Here is an 18,523-nt window from a genome sequence, read left to right as displayed (position 1 = left end):
CGCAACATAAGTAGTTCATTACCCGGTGGTTTCGATTCCGTGTCCGCCGGGCATCCCACCTTGGCGCGCGGGCAATGATGCCCGCCCCGCGTCGGGACCTCCGCCCCGGGTCGTGGCCGCAGAAGCCCTGCGGAAACGGCTGCGGCCTCCGCGAAGGTCCCTCTTCTTCCTGCTTCGTGCGGTGTCCGCATGCTGGAACGCAATATCCGCTTCTCGGGATTGCCGTCATCATGTAACCTGCACGAAATTTCGCAGAGGGCCAACGTCGTCCCTCGGCTATGCACATATGCCACGACGACGACGGGAGAGCCGATGCGTTCCGCATCCACGCACTCCGCGACCGGCCCCAGCACCAACGCCTGGTCGCCCATGGACGGTCGCCCCGCCCAGCAGGGCATGTACGACCCGCGCAACGAGAAGGACGCCTGCGGCGTCGGATTCGTGGCGAACCTCACCGGCGAGGCGACCCACACCCTCGTCGAGCAGGCGCTGACCGTACTGCGGAACCTTGAGCACCGTGGCGCGACCGGCTCCGAGCCGGACTCGGGCGACGGCGCCGGAATCCTCTCCCAGGTCCCCGACGCGTTCCTGCGCGACGTGGCCGGTTTCGACCTTCCCGAGGCCGGCGCGTACGCCGTCGGCATCGCCTTCCTCCCCGCCGACGGCACCGCACAGGCCGTCGCCGTGGAGCAGATCGAGGCCATCGCCGCCCAGGAGAACCTCACGGTCCTCGGCTGGCGCGAGGTCCCGGTCACCCCCGACCTGCTCGGCAACGGCGCCCGCGCCACCATGCCGGCCTTCTCGCAGCTGTTCGTCTCCAACGGGACGACCGGCATCGAGCTGGACCGCAAGGCGTTCGTGCTGCGCAAGCGCGCCGAGCGCGAGGCCGGCGTGTACTTCCCGTCGCTCTCCGCCCGCACCATCGTCTACAAGGGCATGCTGACCACCGGCCAGCTGGAGCCCTTCTTCCCGGACCTCTCCGACCGCCGCTTCGCCTCGGCGCTCGCCCTGGTCCACTCCCGGTTCTCGACGAACACCTTCCCGTCCTGGCCGCTCGCCCACCCGTACCGCTTCGTCGCGCACAACGGCGAGATCAACACGGTCAAGGGCAACCGGAACTGGATGAAGGCCCGCGAGTCCCAGCTGGCCTCCGACGCCTTCGGCGACGGCGCCCTGGACCGCATCTTCCCGATCTGCACCCCGGACGCCTCCGACTCGGCCTCCTTCGACGAGGTCCTGGAGCTGCTCCACCTCGGCGGCCGGTCGCTGCCGCACAGCGTGCTGATGATGATCCCGGAGGCCTGGGAGAACCACACCTCCATGGCCCCGGCCCGCCGCGCGTTCTACCAGTACCACTCCACGATGATGGAGCCCTGGGACGGCCCGGCCTGCGTCACCTTCACCGACGGCACCCAGGTCGGCGCGGTCCTCGACCGCAACGGTCTGCGCCCCGGCCGCTACTGGGTCACCGACGAGGGCCTCGTCGTCCTCGGCTCCGAGGTCGGCGTCCTCGACATCGACCCGGCCAAGGTCGTCCGCAAGGGCCGCCTCCAGCCCGGAAAGATGTTCCTCGTCGACACCGCCCAGAAGCGGATCATCGAGGACGACGAGATCAAGGACGAGCTCGCCGCCGCCGCTCCGTACGCCGAATGGCTGGAGACCGGCGAGATCGAGCTGACGGACCTGCCCGAGCGCGAGCACATCGTCCACACCCACGCCTCGGTCACCCGTCGCCAGCAGACCTTCGGCTACACCGAGGAAGAGCTCCGCGTCATCCTCGCGCCGATGGCCCGCACCGCCGGTGAGCCGCTCGGCTCCATGGGCACGGACTCGCCGATCGCGGCCCTGTCCGAGCGCCCCCGGCTGCTCTTCGACTACTTCACCCAGCTGTTCGCGCAGGTCACCAACCCGCCGCTGGACGCCATCCGCGAGGAGCTCGTCACCTCGCTGCTGTCCTCGCTGGGCCCGGCCGGCAACCTGCTGGAGCCGACCGCCGCGTCCTGTCGCAGCGTCACCCTGCCGTTCCCCGTCATCGACAACGACGAGCTGGCCAAGCTCATCCACGTCAACGCCGACGGCGACATGCCCGGCATGAAGGCCGCCACGCTGTCCGGCCTCTACCGGGTCTCCGGCGGCGGCGACGCGCTGGCCGCCCGGATCGCCGAGATCCGCGGCGAGGCCGACGCGGCCATCGAGGCCGGCGCCCGCCTGATCGTCCTCTCGGACCGTCACTCGGACGCCGAGCACGCGCCGATCCCGTCGCTGCTGCTCACCTCCGCCGTGCACCACCACCTCATCGCCACCAAGCAGCGCACCCAGGTGGGCCTGCTGGTCGAGGCCGGTGACGTCCGCGAGGTCCACCACGTCGCCCTGCTCATCGGCTACGGCGCCGCCGCGGTCAACCCGTACCTGGCCATGGAGTCCGTCGAGGACCTCCTGCGCGCCGGTACCTTCCTGACCGGCCTGGAGCCGGAGCAGGCCATCAAGAACCTGATCTACGCGCTCGGCAAGGGCGTCCTGAAGGTCATGTCGAAGATGGGCATCTCCACCGTCGCCTCCTACCGCGGCGCCCAGGTCTTCGAGGCCGTCGGCCTGAACGAGGAGTTCGTCGGCGCCTACTTCAACGGCACCGCCACCAAGATCGGCGGCGCCGGCCTGGACGTCATCGCCAAGGAGGTGGCCGCCCGCCACGCCAAGGCGTACCCGGCCTCCGGCATCGCGGCCACGCACCGCGCGCTGGAGATCGGCGGCGAGTACCAGTGGCGCCGCGAGGGCGAGCCGCACCTGTTCGACCCGGAGACGGTCTTCCGCCTCCAGCACGCCACCCGCAACCGCCGGTACGACATCTTCCGGCAGTACACGGACCGCGTGAACGAGCAGTCCGAGCGCCTCATGACGCTCCGCGGCCTGTTCGGCTTCAAGGACGCCGAAGGGGGTGGCCGCCCGTCGATCTCCATCGACGAGGTCGAGCCGGTCTCCGAGATCGTCAAGCGCTTCTCCACCGGCGCCATGTCGTACGGCTCCATCTCCAAGGAGGCGCACGAGACCCTCGCCATCGCCATGAACCAGTTGGGCGGCAAGTCCAACACCGGTGAGGGCGGCGAGGACCCGGACCGCCTGTACGACCCGGCGCGGCGCTCCTCCATCAAGCAGGTCGCCTCCGGCCGCTTCGGCGTGACCTCCGAGTACCTGGTCAACGCGGACGACATCCAGATCAAGATGGCGCAGGGCGCCAAGCCCGGCGAGGGCGGCCAGCTGCCCGGCCACAAGGTGTACCCGTGGGTCGCCAGGACCCGCCACTCCACCCCGGGCGTCGGCCTGATCTCCCCGCCGCCGCACCACGACATCTACTCCATCGAGGACCTGGCCCAGCTGATCCACGACCTCAAGAACGCCAACCCGGTCGCCCGCATCCACGTGAAGCTGGTTTCCGAGGTCGGCGTCGGCACGGTCGCCGCGGGCGTCTCCAAGGCGCACGCGGACGTGGTCCTGATCTCCGGCCACGACGGCGGTACGGGTGCCTCCCCGCTCACCTCGCTGAAGCACGCCGGCGGACCCTGGGAGCTCGGCCTCGCCGAAACCCAGCAGACGCTGCTGCTCAACGGGCTGCGCGACCGCATCGTGGTCCAGACCGACGGCCAGCTCAAGACCGGCCGTGACGTGGTCATCGCCGCGCTGCTCGGCGCCGAGGAGTTCGGTTTCGCGACCGCGCCGCTCGTCGTCTCCGGCTGCGTCATGATGCGCGTCTGCCACCTGGACACCTGCCCCGTCGGCATCGCCACCCAGAACCCGGTCCTGCGCGACCGCTTCTCCGGCAAGCCCGAGTTCGTCGTCAACTTCTTCGAGTTCATCGCGGAGGAAGTGCGCGAGATCCTCGCCGAGCTGGGCTTCCGCACCATCGAGGAGGCCGTCGGCCACGCCGAGCTCCTCGACACCAGCAAGGCCGTCACGCACTGGAAGGCGCAGGGCCTCGACCTGGAGCCCCTCTTCCACGTGCCCGAGCTGCCCGAGGGCGCGGTCCGCCATGCCCTCATCGAGCAGGACCACGGTCTGGAGAAGGCCCTCGACAACGAGCTGATCAAGCTCGCCGCCGACGCGCTGAACGCCGCGACGGCCGAGGACGCCCAGCCGGTCCGCGCCCAGGTCGCGATCCGCAACATCAACCGGACCGTCGGCACGATGCTCGGCCACGAGGTCACCAAGAGGTTCGGCGGTGCGGGCCTGCCCGACAACACCATCGACCTGACCTTCACCGGCAGCGCCGGCCAGTCCTTCGGCGCCTTCCTGCCGAAGGGCATCACGCTCCGCCTGGAGGGCGACGCCAACGACTACGTCGGCAAGGGCCTCTCCGGTGGCCGCGTCGTCGTCCGCCCGGACCGCGGCGCCGACCACCTCGCCGAGTACTCCACCATCGCCGGCAACACCATCGGCTACGGAGCCACCGGCGGCGAGATGTTCCTCCGCGGCCGCACCGGCGAACGCTTCTGCGTCCGCAACTCCGGCGCCCTGGTCGTCTCGGAGGGCGTGGGCGACCACGGCTGCGAGTACATGACCGGCGGCCAGGCCGTCGTCCTCGGCGAGACCGGCCGCAACTTCGCGGCCGGCATGTCGGGCGGCACCGCCTACGTCATCGACCTCGACCCGAACAACGTCAACGTCGGCAACACGGGCGCGGTCGAGACCGAACTCTCCGACACCGACAAGCAGTGGCTGCACGACGTGGTGCGCCGCCACGAGGAGGAGACCGGCTCGACGGTGGCCGCGAAGCTCCTCGCCGACTGGTCCGCCTCGGTGGACCGGTTCAGCAAGATCATCCCGACCACGTACAAGGCAGTGCTCGCCGCCAAGGACGCCGCTGAGCTCGCCGGACTCTCGGAATCCGAGACCACGGAGAAGATGATGGAGGCGGCGACCCATGGCTGACCCGAAGGGCTTCCTCACCACCCCGCGCGAGACCGCCTGTTCCCGTCCCGTGGCTGACCGCCTCAAGGACTGGAACGAGGTCTACGTCCCGGGCTCGCTGCTCCCGATCATCAGCAAGCAGGCCGGCCGCTGCATGGACTGCGGCATCCCGTTCTGCCACAACGGGTGCCCGCTCGGGAACCTGATCCCCGAGTGGAACGACTTCGCGTACCGCGAGGACTGGACCGCCGCGTCGGAGCGCCTGCACGCGACGAACAACTTCCCGGAGTTCACGGGCCGCCTGTGCCCCGCTCCGTGCGAGTCGGCGTGCGTGCTCGGCATCAACCAGCCGGCCGTCACGATCAAGAACGTCGAGGTCTCGATCGTCGACAAGGCCTGGGACAGCGGCCACGTCACCCCGCAGCCCCCGGAGCGGCTGTCCGGGAAGACCGCCGCCGTCATCGGCTCGGGTCCGGCCGGTCTGGCCGCCGCCCAGCAGCTGACCCGGGCCGGCCACACCGTGGTCGTGTACGAGCGCGCCGACCGCATCGGCGGCCTGCTGCGCTACGGCATCCCCGAGTTCAAGATGGAGAAGGTGCACATCAACCGCCGCATCGAGCAGATGCGCGCGGAGGGCACCAAGTTCCGTACGGGCATCGAGGTCGGCCGGGACATCACGGCCACCGACCTGCGCAAGCGCTTCGACGCCGTCGTGATCGCGGCGGGCGCGACCGTCTCCCGCGACCTGCCGGTCCCGGGGCGCGAGCTGAGCGGCATCCACTTCGCGATGGAGTACCTGCCCCTGGCCAACAAGGTCCAGGAGGGCGACTTCATGGCCCCGCCGATCACGGCCGAGGGCAAGGACGTCATCGTGATCGGTGGCGGTGACACCGGCGCGGACTGCGTGGGTACCGCCCACCGCCAGGGCGCGGCCTCGGTCACCCAGCTGGAGATCATGCCGAAGCCCGGCGAGGACCGGAACGCCAACCAGCCCTGGCCGACGTTCCCCATGCTGTACAAGGTCACCTCGGCTCACGAGGAGGGCGGCGAGCGGGTCTACTCCGTCTCCACCACCCACTTCGAGGGCGACGAGAACGGCCACGTCAAGGCCCTGCACCTGGTCGAGGTCGAGTTCGTCGACGGCAAGCTCGTCCAGAAGCCCGGCACCGAGCGCGTCCTCCCCGCGCAGCTGGTCACCCTGGCGATGGGCTTCACGGGCACCGACCAGGAGAACGGGCTGGTCCAGCAGTTCGGCCTGGCGCTGGACGCGCGCGGCAACATCGAGCGCGACGCCTCCTACAAGACCAACGTCGACGGCGTCTTCGTCGCCGGTGACGCGGGTCGCGGCCAGTCGCTCATCGTGTGGGCCATCGCGGAGGGCCGCTCGGCCGCCCGCGGCGTCGACCGCTTCCTGACCGGCACCAGCGCCCTCCCGTACCCGGTCAAGCCGACGGACCGCTCCCTGATGGTCTGACGCCCCCGCAGTACCCCCGCCCTCCGGGGCGGGACCCCTCATACGGCCCGCACAACGAAGTGCGGAACCCCGACACGGCGCCCGTCATGTCCCCGACCAGGGATGACGGGCGCCGTGGCGTTCCGGGGCGGCCGGCCTACCGGCCGGTCCCTCACCCGATCCGGATCTCGTAGCGCAACCGCCCGCGGCCGGCGGGCATCACCATCACGTCCGCCTGGATCGGCCGGTCCGCGGCGTCGTGGGTGGTGCGGGCGAGCCGCAGCACCGGTTCGCCGGGGCCGAGGCGCAGCAGCTCGCGCTCACCGGCGCTCGGCATCCTCGCCGTCACGTCCTCGACGACCCGCACCCCGGTGTGCCCGAGGGCGGCGAGCAGGGTCACGGCTCCGCCACGGATCTTCGCGACGCCGGCCAAGGGGGTGCCCGCGGCGATGGCCACCGGGTAGTAGGTGTCCGTCAACTCGGTCGGTTCGCCGTCGAGTTCGATGACCCGGCGGCGCACCACGACGGGGTCCCCGGCCGTCAGGCCGAGGAGGACGGCGGCGGCTTCCGGCGCCGGGACCTCCCCGGCGTGCACGATGCGCTGACCCCCTCGACGGCCCGCCGCCCGCGCCTCCTCGGCCCACGCGTCGCCGGCTCCGGACGCCCGGGGAGTCAGGTACGGCATCGACGTACCGGTCCAGTCGCCGCCGCCCACGCCGCCCACACCGCTCACGTCGCCTCCTCGGAGCTGTGCCCGCTCACGCGCCCACGGTACGCGCGGCGCCGGTGGGCGCGGAGCGGACGGGAAGGGCTACTCCGGCTGGACCACCGTGGCGCCCCAGCGTACGGACGGGGACGAGGCCTTCACCTCGGCGCCGAAGCCGCCCTTGAGGCCGGTGCCGAGGGGGACGGTGACACGGGCCGGGCTGCCGGACGGGCAGTCCAGGGTGAAGGGCGCCGGATTCCGGTCGGGGTGGTCGTCGAGACGGAACGTGACCTCGATGCTGCCGCCGCCCTCGCAGGCGAAGGTGGTGAAGCCGTCCAGCCACGGCGCCAGCCCGCCCGAGACGAAGCCGCCGTCACCGACCTGCTCCTGGACCCAGATCAGGCCGTCCGGCCCCGGATACCCGATGAGTTCCTCGCCCGCATGGGACTGGCCGGCCCCGAGCGTCATAGCCAGAGCGGCGCCGGCGGCCGCGAGCGTGACCGCCCCACGGGCCCCGGACGCGTGCGTGTGCTTCATGTTTCCCCCATGAGTTCGCGAACGTGTTCGACGCGAACCACGCTAACCGGCCCCACCGACAACACCCCCGGAGCCGGACGGACGGGGGCGCGACCGGGGTTCACGGAGATGGTGCCGACCGGGCGGCCAGGGCGGCCAGGGCGGACCGTGTCGTGACGCCCGTCTTGCGGTAGATGTGCGCGAGGTGGGTGTCGACCGTGCGCGGGCTCAGGTAGAGGCGCGCGGCGATGGCCGGGGTCGTCAGGCCCTCCGTCACCAGGGCGGCGATCTGCCGCTCGCGCGGCGTGAGCTGCGGGAGCGGGGCCGCCGTCGGGGCCGGGGGCGCGGGCTCCGCCGCCGGGGTCGCCGGGGCGGGTTCCGGCGCGGGTTCCGGCGGTGGGAAGAGGTCCGCCAACCCCGTCAGGAGACGGGCCCCGCCCGCCTCCGCCAGCCCCCGACCGCGCCGCCACAGGGCCGCCGCCGCTGCCGGGTCACCGGCCAGGCCCGTCAACGTGGCGCACGTCAGCAGGGCCTGCGCCTCCCACAGGGTCGCGCCGGCGCGCGCCGACTCCCCGGCCGCCCGCAAGTAGCGCTCCGCCGCCGGACCGGGCTCGCCCCGGGCCGCCAGCACGGCGCCCGCGCTGCGCAGCGCCGAGGCCCGCTGGGCCGCCAGCCCCAACCGTTCGGCGTCCACCGCCGCGCGATCGGCCCAGTCCTGCGCCTCCGTCAGGTCGCCCGCCGCGACCGCCGAGTGGACCAGTGCCTCCAGGAACAGCGGCCGCATCGTCGGCTGCAGCCCCGCGAGCTCCGGGCCCCGACCGGCCCGCAGCATCGCCGCCCGGGCCCGCCGGTGGTCCCCGGCGTACAGCGAGGCGTAGCTCAGCACGCACCAGGCCAGCGAGGTCCACCAACTGCTGCGCGACCCGGCCAGCGCGACCCCCTCCTCGGCCGTCGCCAGCGCGGCGCCGTCGCCCGGCGGCAGGGCCGCCAGCATCACCTGGGCCTTGTTGCCGACCACCAGCGCGAGGAGTTCGTCGCTGCCGATGCCGCGGGCGATGCTCTCGGCCTCGTCGCACAGCTCCAGCGCCGACACCAGCCGGCAGGAGTTCATGTGCACGACCGCCTTGCACAACAGGAGGTGCGGCAGCAGGTGGAGGGGACCGACCCGACGGGCGAGGGCCAGCCCGCGGTCGGCGTGCCGCTCCGCCTCCGGGTACCGGTCCAGGTAGAACTCCGTCCACGCCAGCCGGGCCAACGACTCCGACAGCTCGGGCAGTTCACGACCGGCCAGCGCGTCGACGCGGGCCGCCGCGCGATCGGCCAACGTGCGGGCCGTGGCCGGGTCACCGCCGTAGGTCTCCCCGAGGGCGGCCGTGGTCAGCGCCTCCGCCGCCGCCGGCTCGTTCCCCAGCCGCAGCGCCAACCCGTAGGTGCGCAGTACGTCGCCCCGCACCTCGGAATAGGCCAGCGCGTGCGGTGCGGACGAGCCCAGTTCCAGACCGAGGGCCAGCGCGTCGGCCGGCGCCGGCGCGGGCTCGCGCGACAGCTCGCGGCGCAGCAGCGCCACCGCCGCCGCGTAGTCCCCGAGGTGGCGTTCCATCGCGGCGCACAGGGTCACGGCGCCCGCCCGCAGCGCGCCGTCCTCGTCGGCGTCGGCCCGCGCGATCAGTTCGTACAGCACGCTCCGGCTCTCCCGCAGCTCGCCGCACACGCTCAGCGCGCGGGCGCGCCGCAGCAGCAGTTCACGGCGTCGGGCGCCGTGCTCCGGAGTGTCCGGCAGCATCCCCAACACCACCCCGAGCCAGTGGGCGCAGCTCGCCGGCGCGGTGGTCCGCGACTCGTCGGCCGCTTCCAGCAGGGTCGCCGCCGCCCCGGGGTCCCAGCCCGTGAGCGCCCGCTCCACGTGGTGGGCGCGTACGGACGCGGACGCGTTCGCCCCGGTCAGCACGGCGGCCGCCCGCCGGTGCATGCCGGTGCGCCGCCGGTGCTCGGTGTTCTCGTACACCACGGACCGCAGCACCGGATGCCGCAGGGACCAGCTCCCGCCGGGGCCCGGGCGCAGCAGGTCCCGGCCGATCAGGACGTCGAGGTCGGCGTCGAGGTCGGCGTGGGCGCGGGCACCGCCGTCGGAGTCGGCGGCGGGCAGGCCGGTCCCGGGCGCCGCGCCGGTGAGGGCGAGCATCGGGGTGGTCGCCTGGTCGCCGAGCAGGGCCACGGCCTCGGCGGTACGGCGCTGGGTGGTGGTGAGCGGGGTCAGCTCGTCCAGCAGCAGGGCGGTCAGGCCGCCCGTCGGGACGGCGGGCCCGGTGGCCTGGCCCTGGAGCAGGGTGAGGAAGTACAGCGGATTGCCGCCACTGGCGGCGTACAGTCGGGCGGCCCGCGCGGGCGGCAGGGCCGGGGCGAGCACCCGTACGCAGTCCCGTTCCGGCAGCGGGCCGAGGCCCAGCCGCAGCACGGCGCCGGTGTCGATGCCCCGGGTCAGCGCGGCGTCCAACGAGGGCGAGGTCTGCCGGTCCCGCCGCGCCCCGATGACGATCACCGGGGCGGGCACGGGGTGGCGCACCAGGTGGTCGAGGAGCTCCAGGGACGCCGGATCGGCCCAGTGCAGGTCATCCAGGGCGATGAGCAGCCCGGCCCCGCCGCGCCCGCCCAGCTCGGTCAACAGCCGGGCCGTCGCCCGGTGCGCGGCGAACCGGTCGGCGGCGGCCCCCTCCCGGCCGCCCGTACCGGCCCCCGTCGCGGACAGGACCGGGGCCGTCCGGGTCCCGCCGGCCAGGCCGTGCAGCAGCTCCGGGTCCAGATCGGCGAACGCGTCGGCGAACACCCGGAACGGGATGTGCCGTTCGTACTCGGTGGCCCGCCCGCGCAGCACGGTCAGCCCGCGCCGGGCGGCCCGCCCGCACACCTCGGTCAGCAGCCGGCTCTTGCCGATGCCCGCCGCCCCGGTCAGGTCGACGATGCCCGGCGGCGCGCCCGCGCCCCCGATCACCGCGTCCAGCCGGTCCAGTTCGGCCCCCCGGCCCACCAGTGGCGTCGTTCCGTGCAGCATCGCGCCTCCCCGGGGACAGCGGTACCCGCAATCGCGTCCGGGGATACGTAGGCGGTCCTACGGATGCCGCCGCCGGGGGCCGACTGGGAGCATCGAAGGAGTTCCCGGCCGCGCCCGACGAGGAGGCCGCATGCGCCGATTACCCGTGTCCGCCGTACCGTTCCTGACCGCTTCGCTCCTGGCCGTCCCGCTCCTGGCGGTGACGGGCTGCGGGGGCGACCCCCTGGTCAGGGCGGAGCCGTCCAGCTCCACCACGTACGCCCCCGCGACGCCGCCCGTGTCGTCGCCCACCCCGAGTCCGTCGCCCACCCCGCCCTGCGTGCCCACGGCCGGCATGGACGACGCGCAACGCCTCGGCTACCTCAAGAACCTGAAGCACGAAGACCGCCCCCAGGACCCGGCCCTGTTCATCCTGGACGACGGGATCATGATCTTCCCGGCGGACGAGGACCGGTCCTGCGAGCCGGTCCCCGTGAAGGTGAGCCACTTCTGGGTCGAGACGACCCGGGTCCGGGTCGAGCCCTCGCCCGCGTCGACCCGGCCGACCCTGCCGCCCCTGACGGGAGGCCTCGGCGCGCGGCCGACGGCCGAGCCCGACCGGTACGCGTTCGAGTACGCGCCGATCAACACCGTCACGGTCGGCGTGGGGCCGGCAGAGGGCTTCGCCCACGGCGGGAGCGAGCCGCCCGCCGCGAAGAAGTGCTCGGGCACCCTGTCCGTCGTCTACGTCGGTGAGGAGATCACCACGGCGGACCTCCCGGAAGAGCTGAGCTTCAGCAGTGGTGGCGCCGTCTCGCTGGATTGGACCTCGGTGGACATCGACACGGACCGGGCCCTCGACGCGGTCTTCGTGCCGCCCACGGACCCGAAGTCCTGCTGACCGGACGGACGGCAGCCCCGACGGACGGGTGACAGGGCGGACGAATGACCGGACGGCGCGCCACGGGGGTGCACGCCGTCCGGTCGCGGTCGCGGTCGCGGTCGCGGTCGCGGTTCCGGTTCCGGTTCCGGTTCCGGTCCGGGATCCGGGCCCGGGCCGCGCCCCCGGCCCGCGCCCGGGGTCCGATCGGCGTCCCGACGCGGCCCGGAGGGCCGGTTCGCTCGTGCGGGTGACGGGGGCGCGGTCCCTCCCGTCGCCGCGTCAGGAACCCCGCAACCGGCGGTCGTTCCGGGGGAGGGGCCCTGGGGCCGGACGGACCATCCGGCCCGGTCGCCGGCCCGGCGGGGCGGCCGCGCACTCTGGTAACTCTGGGCCCCATGCCCTCCCGAACGCTGCTGCGCCGCCTGTTGGGCGTCGCCCTCCTGCTGCCCGTCGCGTCCCTGTCGCCCGCCGTGGTCGCCGCCGCCGCGGACGAGCGGACCGTCGACTACCAGGGGCTGCGCCTCGCCCTCCCCGCCGACTGGCGGGTCATCGACCTGGACCGGCACCCCGAGGCCTGCCTGCGGCTGGACGTGCCCACCCTCTACCTCGGGCACGCCGGCACCCAGAGCGAGTGCACCGGCCGGGCCGCCGCCACCCGAGCCGACACCCTCCACCTGGAGCCGATCGCCGGAGCCCCGCCGCGCGCCGACATCCCCACCCTCGCGGTCGACGGGGGCCGGGCCCTGCCCCCGACCGAGGGCGACAGCAACGAGGTGCGGTACGCCCTGCGCCGCACCGGGGTGATGGCCACCCTCTCGTACGGGGCCGCGCCCGACACCGTACGGGCCCTCCTGGCGCGGGCCGTCGCGGACGCACGGACCCGGGCCGGGGCCGACGCCGGGGCCGGGGGCGCCGCCGTCCGGTCGTGGCCGGCCGCTCCCGTCGCGACGGCCGCCCCGGCCGCCGTCCACGCGCCCCGCTCCGCCCAGGAGGCGTTCACCGGCGAGGGGTTCGACGCCTGCACCGCCCCGACCCAGCGCTCGATGGACAGCTGGCGGGCCGGGTCCCCGTTCCGGGCGGTCGGCGTCTACATCGGCGGCCGGGCCCGGGCCTGCGCCCAGCCGCAGCTGACGGCCGCCTGGGTCCGCCGGCAGGCCGCCGCGGGCTGGCACCTGATGCCGATCTGGGTGGGCCCGCAGCCCTGGCACAGCAAGAGCACCGGGCTGTCGACCGACCCCTCCCGGGCGAACGAGCAGGGCCGGGCCGCCGCCGACGGGGCGGTGGACGCGGCCCGCTCCCTGGGGCTGCCCGAGGGCACGGTGCTCTACAACGACCTGGAGAACTACTCCGACCGCGCCACCTGGGACGCCCCCTCGGTGGCCTACCTCACGGCGTGGACGGTACGGCTGCACGAGCGCGGCTTCCGGTCCGGGGCGTACGTGGCGGCGAGCTCCGGCGTGAAGGCGCTCAGCGCCCACTACCACCAGGCGCCGCAGGCCATGCCCGACGTCCTGTGGGGCGCCCAGTGGAACGGCGCGGCCTCCGTCTCCGACAAGGACATGGGCCTGTCCGGGCGCACCCCGCAATGGGTCGGCCCGCGCCGGGCCCACCAGTTCCGGGGCGATCACGACGCCTCGTACGGCGGGGTGACCCTGAACATCGACCGGAACTGGCTGGACGTCGACCCGGCCGCCCTCGGCCCCGTCGGCGGACTCCCCGCGCTCAGCTGACAGCGGGCCGGTCGCCCGGCGGGTCCTCGCGCGGCGGCTCGTCGTCGTTGCCCCGGCGCAGGGTGCGCACGCCGCGCGCCGGGGTCCACGACCGGACCACCAGGTCGTCGCCGTCCACGCCGATGTGGACGACCTCCGTCAGGTCGGCGTGGAAGAGGTGGAAGGGGTGCGGGCTCTCCGTCTCCTCCGCGTAGCGGTGCAGCTCGGGCGGGTCGACGATCTCCACGGCCCGCCCGGAGATCCGTACGTCCCCGTCGGGCATCGTCTCGCCCTCGCCCGGGTTGGTGTGCAGGGCGAACCGCGGATCGCGCCGGAGGTCCATGGCCTTCATGGACCCCGCCATCATGCCGAGCCACAGTTCGCCGCCGCGGAACTCCACGTTGAGGCCCGCCACCCGGGGGGAGCCGTCCTTGCGGAGGGTGGCGAGGACGTGGTGCGGGAACCGGGCGAAGCGGGCCCGGACGGCCGCCGCGAATTCGGGTTCCGCCTTCTCGAAGGCGGACCAGTTGTTCGTCGTCATCCGTCCATCAAAGCGCCCGGGGTGGACGACGGGCGGTCAGGCGCGCACGATCCCCGCCGCGCGGGCGGCGGCGAGCCACGCCGGGAACTCGCCGAGGAGCCGGTCGTAGAGCTCGGAGTCCGTGACCGCGCGCGGGTCGGGGCCGGCGTGGAAGTAGCCGGCGTTGTCCACCACCCGCTTCGCGGGGACGGGCAGCTCGTCCAGCCTGCGCAGGAAGTCGAACTGGCTGCTGCGGGTGTCGCCGAAGCCGACGAACTGCCAGAACAGCGGGAGGCGGGCCGCCTTGCACAGGTACCTCTCCGCCGCGAGCCTGCTCAGCGGGCCGCCGTCCGTCTGGAAGACGACCAGGGCCGGTTCGCTCGTCCCCGAGTCCAGGTGGTGGTCGATGACGGCATCCATCGCCGCGTCGTAGGAGGTCTTCCCCATGTGGCCGAGGCCCGCGGCGATCGCGTCGATCCGGCCCTCGTGCCCGCCGAGGGTGATCTCCTCGACGGCGTCGACCTCCGTGGAGAAGAACACCACCGGGATCCGGCCGTCGTCGTCCAGGTGCGCGGACAGGCTCAGGACCCGGTCGGCGAGGCCCTGGACGCTGCCGTCGCGGTAGTACGGGCGCATCGACCCGGAGTGGTCGAGGACCAGGTACACCGCGGCGCGCACGCCCTCCAGGTCGTGCTTGCGCAGCGAGATCCCGGCGCTCTTGTACAGGTTCACCAGCGACGGAGCGGTTTCCCGCACCTTGCGGAGGTCGATCGCGCTGCCAGTCATGGCTCCGAGCGTACGTCAGGGCGGGGGCGCGAATCCGAGCATCGCGGCGAGCCGTTCCCGGTGCGCGGCCGGCGTCCCGAACAACTGTCCGCTTCCGTGGGCCCGTTTGAAGAACAGGTGGGCCTCGTGCTCCCAGGTGATGCCGATGCCGCCGTGCAGTTGGATCATCTCGCCCGCGACGTACGCGAACGCCCGCGTGCAGGCGGACCGGGCGGCCGCGGCGAGCTCCGGCGGGGCGCCGGCGACGGCCGCCGCGAGGGCGAGGGCCCGGGAGGTCTCGACGGCGGTGTGCATGTCGGCGAGGCGGTGCTTGACCGCCTGGAAGGAGCCGATGGGACGGCCGAACTGCCGGCGGTCCTTCGCGTGGGCGACCGTCACCTCCAGGGCCCGCCCGGCGGCCCCCGCCTGTTCGGCGGCCAGCGCGGTGCACGCCGCGTCACGGACCCGGTCGAGGACCGCCCCGCCGTGCGCGGAGAGCAGCCGGGCCGGGGTGCGGTCCAGGGTCAGCTCCGCGAGGGGCCGGCTCGGGTCCATCGTGGACCGTACGGTGAACCCGGCCGGCGGGGCGGTGAGTTCGTACAGGCCGAGGCGGCCGGTGTCCCCGTCGCGGGCGAACGCGAGGAACAGGGAGGGCTCGGCCGGGCCCGCCAGTACGTACCGCTTGACCCCCGTGAGGAGTCGGCCCGCCCGGCCGTCCGGCTCGGCCCGGGTGCGCAGGTCGGCGGCCTCCCAACTGCCGCGCCCACCGCCCCCTCCGGGCTCCTCCGCCCAGGCCAGCGCGCCCACCGCGGAGCCCTCCGCGAGCCGCGGCAGGTGTTCCTCGCAGGCCTGCCGGTCCCCGGCCGCGAGCAGGGCCTCCACGGTCAGCACCGCCGAGCCCAGGTACGGTACGGGGCTCAACGCGCGGCCCAGCTCCGCCATCACCACCCCGGTCTCGGCGGGCCCGCAGCCCAGGCCGCCGTACTCGGGCGGCACCGCCAGCGCGGCCGCGCCGACCTGCGCCGTCAGCGGGGCCCAGGCCGCGTGGTCGGGATGCCGGGCGAGGACCGCCCGTACGGCGTCGCGCAGTTGCTCCTGCTCCGGGGTCGGGTCGAGGGGCGTCGGGTCGGGGGCGCTCACGCGGACTCCCCTCGCGCGGTGCGGCGCAGCCCGGCCTTCAGCAGTTTGCCGCCCGCGTTGCGCGGGAGCTCGGGCAGCAGGGTGAAGCGCCGGGGCACCTTGAAGTTGGCCAGTCGCTCGCGGGTCCAGGCGGTCAGCTCCTCGGGGGTGACCGGGGCGGTGGTCACCACGAAGGCGACCCCGACCTCGCCGAGGCGCTCGTCGGGGGCGCCGACGACGGCGGCGTCCGCGATGGCGGGGTGGGTGAGCAGGACGTTCTCCACTTCGGCGGGGTAGGCGTTGAAGCCGCCGACGACGTACATGTCCTTCAACCGGTCGGTGATGGAGAGGTAGCCGCGCGCGTCCAGGACGCCGACGTCCCCGGTGCGCAGCCAGCCGCCGGGCAGGATCGCCTCGGCGGTGGCCGCCGGGTCGTCCAGGTAGCCCGGGGTGACGTGGTAGCCGCGGACCTGCACCTCGCCCGGCTCCCCGGCGGGCAGCACGGCCCCGAGCGGGCCGGTGACGCGGACCTCGGTGTCGGGCAGGGGCAGGCCGACGGTGTGCGCGACGGTCCGGGCGTCGGCGTCGGTGGGGCAGACGGAGACGACGCCGCCGGACTCGGTCAGTCCGTAGGCGGTGAACACCTCCGGGGCGCCGAGCTCGCCGCGGATCTCCTCGACGAGCGAGGCGGGCACGGAGGCGGCCCCGGTACCGGCCAGGCGCAGCGCGGAGAGGTCGTGTGCGGCCCGGTCGGGGTGGTGGATCAGGCCGTGGAAGACGGTCGGGGGGCCCATCAGGCAGGTGACCCGTTCGGCGGCCATGCGGGTCAGGACGCGGTCGGCGTCGTAGCGTTCCTCGGGGAGCATGGTGGCCCCGCGCAGCAGGCAGGCGAGGATCCCGGCCTTGTAGCCGAAGGTGTGGAAGAACGGGTTGACCAGCAGGTACCGGTCGCCGGTGCGCAGCGTGACCAGGTCCGACCAGGAGGCGTACAGCCGCACGCTCTGGCCGTGGGTGGTCATCACGCCCTTGGGTCGGCCGGTGGTGCCGGAGGTGTAGAGGAGGTCGCCGAGGTCCTCGGGACGCACGCGGGCGGCCCGGGCCTCGCGTTCGGAATCGGGCACGGACTCCCCGGCGGCGAGGTACGCGCCGTACGATTCGGGGCCGCTGCCGCCCCGCAGGATCACGGTGGAGGCGAGCGACCCGAGGTCCTCGCCGGAGGCGTGCAGGTCGCGGGCGTAGTCGGTGCCGAGGAAACCGCGTTCGGTGAACAGGACGCGGGCGCCGCTGCGGCGGATGATGTCGGCGGCCTCGGCGGGCTTGTAGCGGGTGTTGACCGGTACGAGGACCGCGCCGACGCCCACCGCGCCGAGTGCGGCGGTGATCCAGTGGCGGCTGTTGGGGGCCTGGACGGCGACCCGGTCGCCGGGTCGGATGCCGTGGGCGACGGCCGCGCGGGAGGCGGCGGCGATCTCGGCGGCCAGCCGGTCGAAGCTCCAGCGGACCTCCCCGTCGGCCAGTGCCTCGCGCTCCCCGTACGCGGCGGCGGCGTACTGGGGGAGCAGGGCGAGGGTGGCGGGCGGCGGGGGCGGTGCGGGGGTCATCCGCGGTGTCGGCGGGGGCACTTGCGGGGTCTGGCGGGGGCTGGTCACGAACCCTCCCTACTTGACGAGCGAGCGTGGGCGGTATCCAATCACAGCTGTTTCGGTTAGGCATATACCTAGTAGGAACAACCTTCTCGGGAGGCCCCTCATGTCGACCCTCGCCACTGCGTCCACCCCGCCCGACCCCCGCCCGCCCCGCGCACCCTCCGGCCCCGCGGACGCGGACATGAAGACGGTGCTGTCCAGCTTCTGCACGGGCGTCGCCGTCATCACGGCGTGCGGGAGCGACGGCCGCCCCGTCGGGATGGCCGTGCAGTCCTTCTCGTCCGTCTCGCTCGACCCGCCGTTGGTCTGCTTCTGCCCGGCCCGCACCTCGGCCACCTGGCCGCGGATCCGCGCCGCGGGGGCCTTCGCCGTCAACATCCTGGCGGCGGACCAGGAGGAGCTGTGCCGCCGCTTCGCCGTCACGGGCGGCGACAAGTTCGCCGACGTCCCCTGGCGGCCGGGTGCGGCGGGCGCGCCCCTGCTCGACGGGGTCCTCGCGACCGTGGAGTGCGCCCTGGAGGACGTGCTGGACGGCGGCGACCACCTCATCGCGCTCGGCCGGGTCACCACCCTCACGGCGCACCGCGACGGCGCGCCCCTGCTCTACTTCCGGCGGACCTACGGGCGCTTGCCCGGCTCCGTCGGGAGGGCGTCGATGTCCTCCAGCATGGCCGCGGCGAGGTCGCGCTCGGAGGCGTAGTACCGCTCGGCCCACTTGAGGGTGAGCGCGGGGTACGCCCACGCCGCCTCGTCCTTCGCGCCCTCGGTGTCGGCCACCGCCCGACGGCGCATCTTCTCGGCGAACTCCTGGTGCCCGAGCAGTACTTCGCGCATCCGCTCCGGCTCCAGCAGGTGGCCCAGCCACATCCGCAGCATCGGTCCGTGCTTGAGCACCGGCGGGTCCACGGGCGCCTCGCGCGCCCACTCCCGTACGGCCGCCATGCCCTCGTCGGTGATCCGGTAGACGCGCTTGTCGCGGGTGCCGGTGTCCTGGGCGATCAACCGCGAGGTGGCGTAGCCGGCCTTCTCCAGCCGCTTGAGCTCGCTGTAGATCTGGCTGAAGGACGGGCTCCAGTAGAAGAAGCGCAGGGACCAGTCCGACCACTTCTTCAGGTCGTAGCCCGACAGCTCCTCGCCGAAGGAGAGCAGGCCGAGCACCGCCCAGCTGGTCGCGGGGAGCGTCTGCTTGTTCGTCTCGTCTGCCACGCAGCGCAGTCTACGACCGCTCCCCGCACTGCCCTTCCCTCCGAAGGGTGTGACTGCTAGAAGTATTCCT

The 18,523-nt window shown here is 73.7% G+C and carries 13 protein-coding genes; 5 read left to right on the top strand and 8 right to left on the bottom strand.

The features are described from left to right. Window positions 1–312 precede the first annotated feature (312 nt). Window positions 313–4,923, top strand: a complete 4,611-nt coding sequence (gltB, locus tag ACFVS6_RS35930) for a glutamate synthase large subunit (RefSeq protein WP_389710734.1) — start codon at window positions 313–315, stop codon at window positions 4,921–4,923. After that, a complete protein-coding gene (locus tag ACFVS6_RS35925) occupies window positions 4,916–6,376 on the top strand; it encodes a glutamate synthase subunit beta (RefSeq protein WP_389710732.1) in 1,461 nt (486 codons plus the stop codon). Before gltB ends, ACFVS6_RS35925 begins: the two co-directional genes overlap by 8 nt. 151 nt (window positions 6,377–6,527) lie before the next feature. On the opposite strand, the gene ACFVS6_RS35920 is transcribed toward ACFVS6_RS35925, so the two are convergent. The 3 genes from ACFVS6_RS35920 to ACFVS6_RS35910 all read right to left on the bottom strand — a co-directional run bounded on the left by ACFVS6_RS35920 (window position 6,528) and on the right by ACFVS6_RS35910 (window position 10,626). Further along, a complete protein-coding gene (locus tag ACFVS6_RS35920; protein ID WP_389710761.1) occupies window positions 6,528–7,040 on the bottom strand; it encodes a GntR family transcriptional regulator in 513 nt (170 codons plus the stop codon). A gap of 126 nt (window positions 7,041–7,166) precedes the next feature. Next, window positions 7,167–7,598 carry a hypothetical protein gene (locus ACFVS6_RS35915; RefSeq protein ID WP_389710730.1) on the bottom strand — a complete coding sequence of 144 codons (432 nt, stop codon included), beginning with the start codon at window positions 7,596–7,598 and terminating at the stop codon, window positions 7,167–7,169. Window positions 7,599–7,698: 100 nt separating this feature from the next. After that, complete coding sequence (locus ACFVS6_RS35910) at window positions 7,699–10,626, bottom strand: AAA family ATPase (RefSeq protein WP_389710728.1); 2,928 nt, start codon at window positions 10,624–10,626, stop codon at window positions 7,699–7,701. Window positions 10,627–10,756: 130 nt separating this feature from the next. On the opposite strand from ACFVS6_RS35910, the gene ACFVS6_RS35905 reads away from it, so the two are divergent. Both ACFVS6_RS35905 and ACFVS6_RS35900 read left to right on the top strand, forming a co-directional pair. Continuing rightward, window positions 10,757–11,506: a hypothetical protein gene (locus ACFVS6_RS35905; RefSeq protein WP_389710727.1), complete on the top strand. Its 750-nt coding sequence runs from the start codon at window positions 10,757–10,759 to the stop codon at window positions 11,504–11,506. A gap of 377 nt (window positions 11,507–11,883) precedes the next feature. Beyond that, entirely contained in the window at window positions 11,884–13,218 is a 1,335-nt protein-coding gene (locus tag ACFVS6_RS35900) for a DUF1906 domain-containing protein (protein WP_389710725.1), read from the top strand. On the opposite strand, the gene ACFVS6_RS35895 is transcribed toward ACFVS6_RS35900, so the two are convergent. Genes ACFVS6_RS35895 through ACFVS6_RS35880 form a run of 4 tightly spaced genes read right to left on the bottom strand, consistent with a single transcriptional unit; the run spans window position 13,211 to window position 17,202 of the window. Continuing rightward, window positions 13,211–13,738 (bottom strand): pyridoxamine 5'-phosphate oxidase family protein, encoded by a 528-nt coding sequence (locus ACFVS6_RS35895; RefSeq protein ID WP_389710723.1) that lies wholly within the window; start codon window positions 13,736–13,738, stop codon window positions 13,211–13,213. The genes ACFVS6_RS35900 and ACFVS6_RS35895 overlap by 8 nt on opposite strands. Window positions 13,739–13,774: 36 nt before the next feature. Next, the gene (locus tag ACFVS6_RS35890) at window positions 13,775–14,503 is read right to left on the bottom strand and encodes a VWA domain-containing protein (RefSeq protein ID WP_389710721.1); all 729 of its coding nucleotides are present in this window, start codon (window positions 14,501–14,503) and stop codon (window positions 13,775–13,777) included. A 15-nt stretch (window positions 14,504–14,518) separates the two neighbouring features. Next, window positions 14,519–15,622, bottom strand: a complete 1,104-nt coding sequence (locus tag ACFVS6_RS35885; protein WP_389710719.1) for an acyl-CoA dehydrogenase family protein — start codon at window positions 15,620–15,622, stop codon at window positions 14,519–14,521. Beyond that, the gene (locus ACFVS6_RS35880; RefSeq protein ID WP_389710760.1) at window positions 15,619–17,202 is read right to left on the bottom strand and encodes a FadD3 family acyl-CoA ligase; all 1,584 of its coding nucleotides are present in this window, start codon (window positions 17,200–17,202) and stop codon (window positions 15,619–15,621) included. The genes ACFVS6_RS35885 and ACFVS6_RS35880 overlap by 4 nt, the downstream gene beginning before the upstream one ends. A gap of 148 nt (window positions 17,203–17,350) precedes the next feature. Between ACFVS6_RS35880 and ACFVS6_RS35875 the strand changes: the two genes are divergently transcribed. Further along, the gene (locus ACFVS6_RS35875; RefSeq protein ID WP_389710717.1) at window positions 17,351–17,947 is read left to right on the top strand and encodes a flavin reductase family protein; all 597 of its coding nucleotides are present in this window, start codon (window positions 17,351–17,353) and stop codon (window positions 17,945–17,947) included. Here the strand turns inward: ACFVS6_RS35875 and ACFVS6_RS35870 are convergent. Beyond that, window positions 17,866–18,453, bottom strand: coding sequence for a PadR family transcriptional regulator (locus ACFVS6_RS35870; protein ID WP_389710715.1), 588 nt, complete (start codon window positions 18,451–18,453; stop codon window positions 17,866–17,868). The genes ACFVS6_RS35875 and ACFVS6_RS35870 overlap by 82 nt on opposite strands. Between the last annotated feature and the right edge of the window lie 70 nt (window positions 18,454–18,523).

Origin of the sequence: Streptomyces sp. NPDC057939 (genome assembly GCF_042887545.1) — a bacterium.
In the GTDB taxonomy this organism is placed as follows: domain Bacteria; phylum Actinomycetota; class Actinomycetes; order Streptomycetales; family Streptomycetaceae; genus Streptomyces.
Note: the sequence above shows the minus strand (reverse complement) of the source record. Positions and strands in the feature narration are given on the sequence as shown.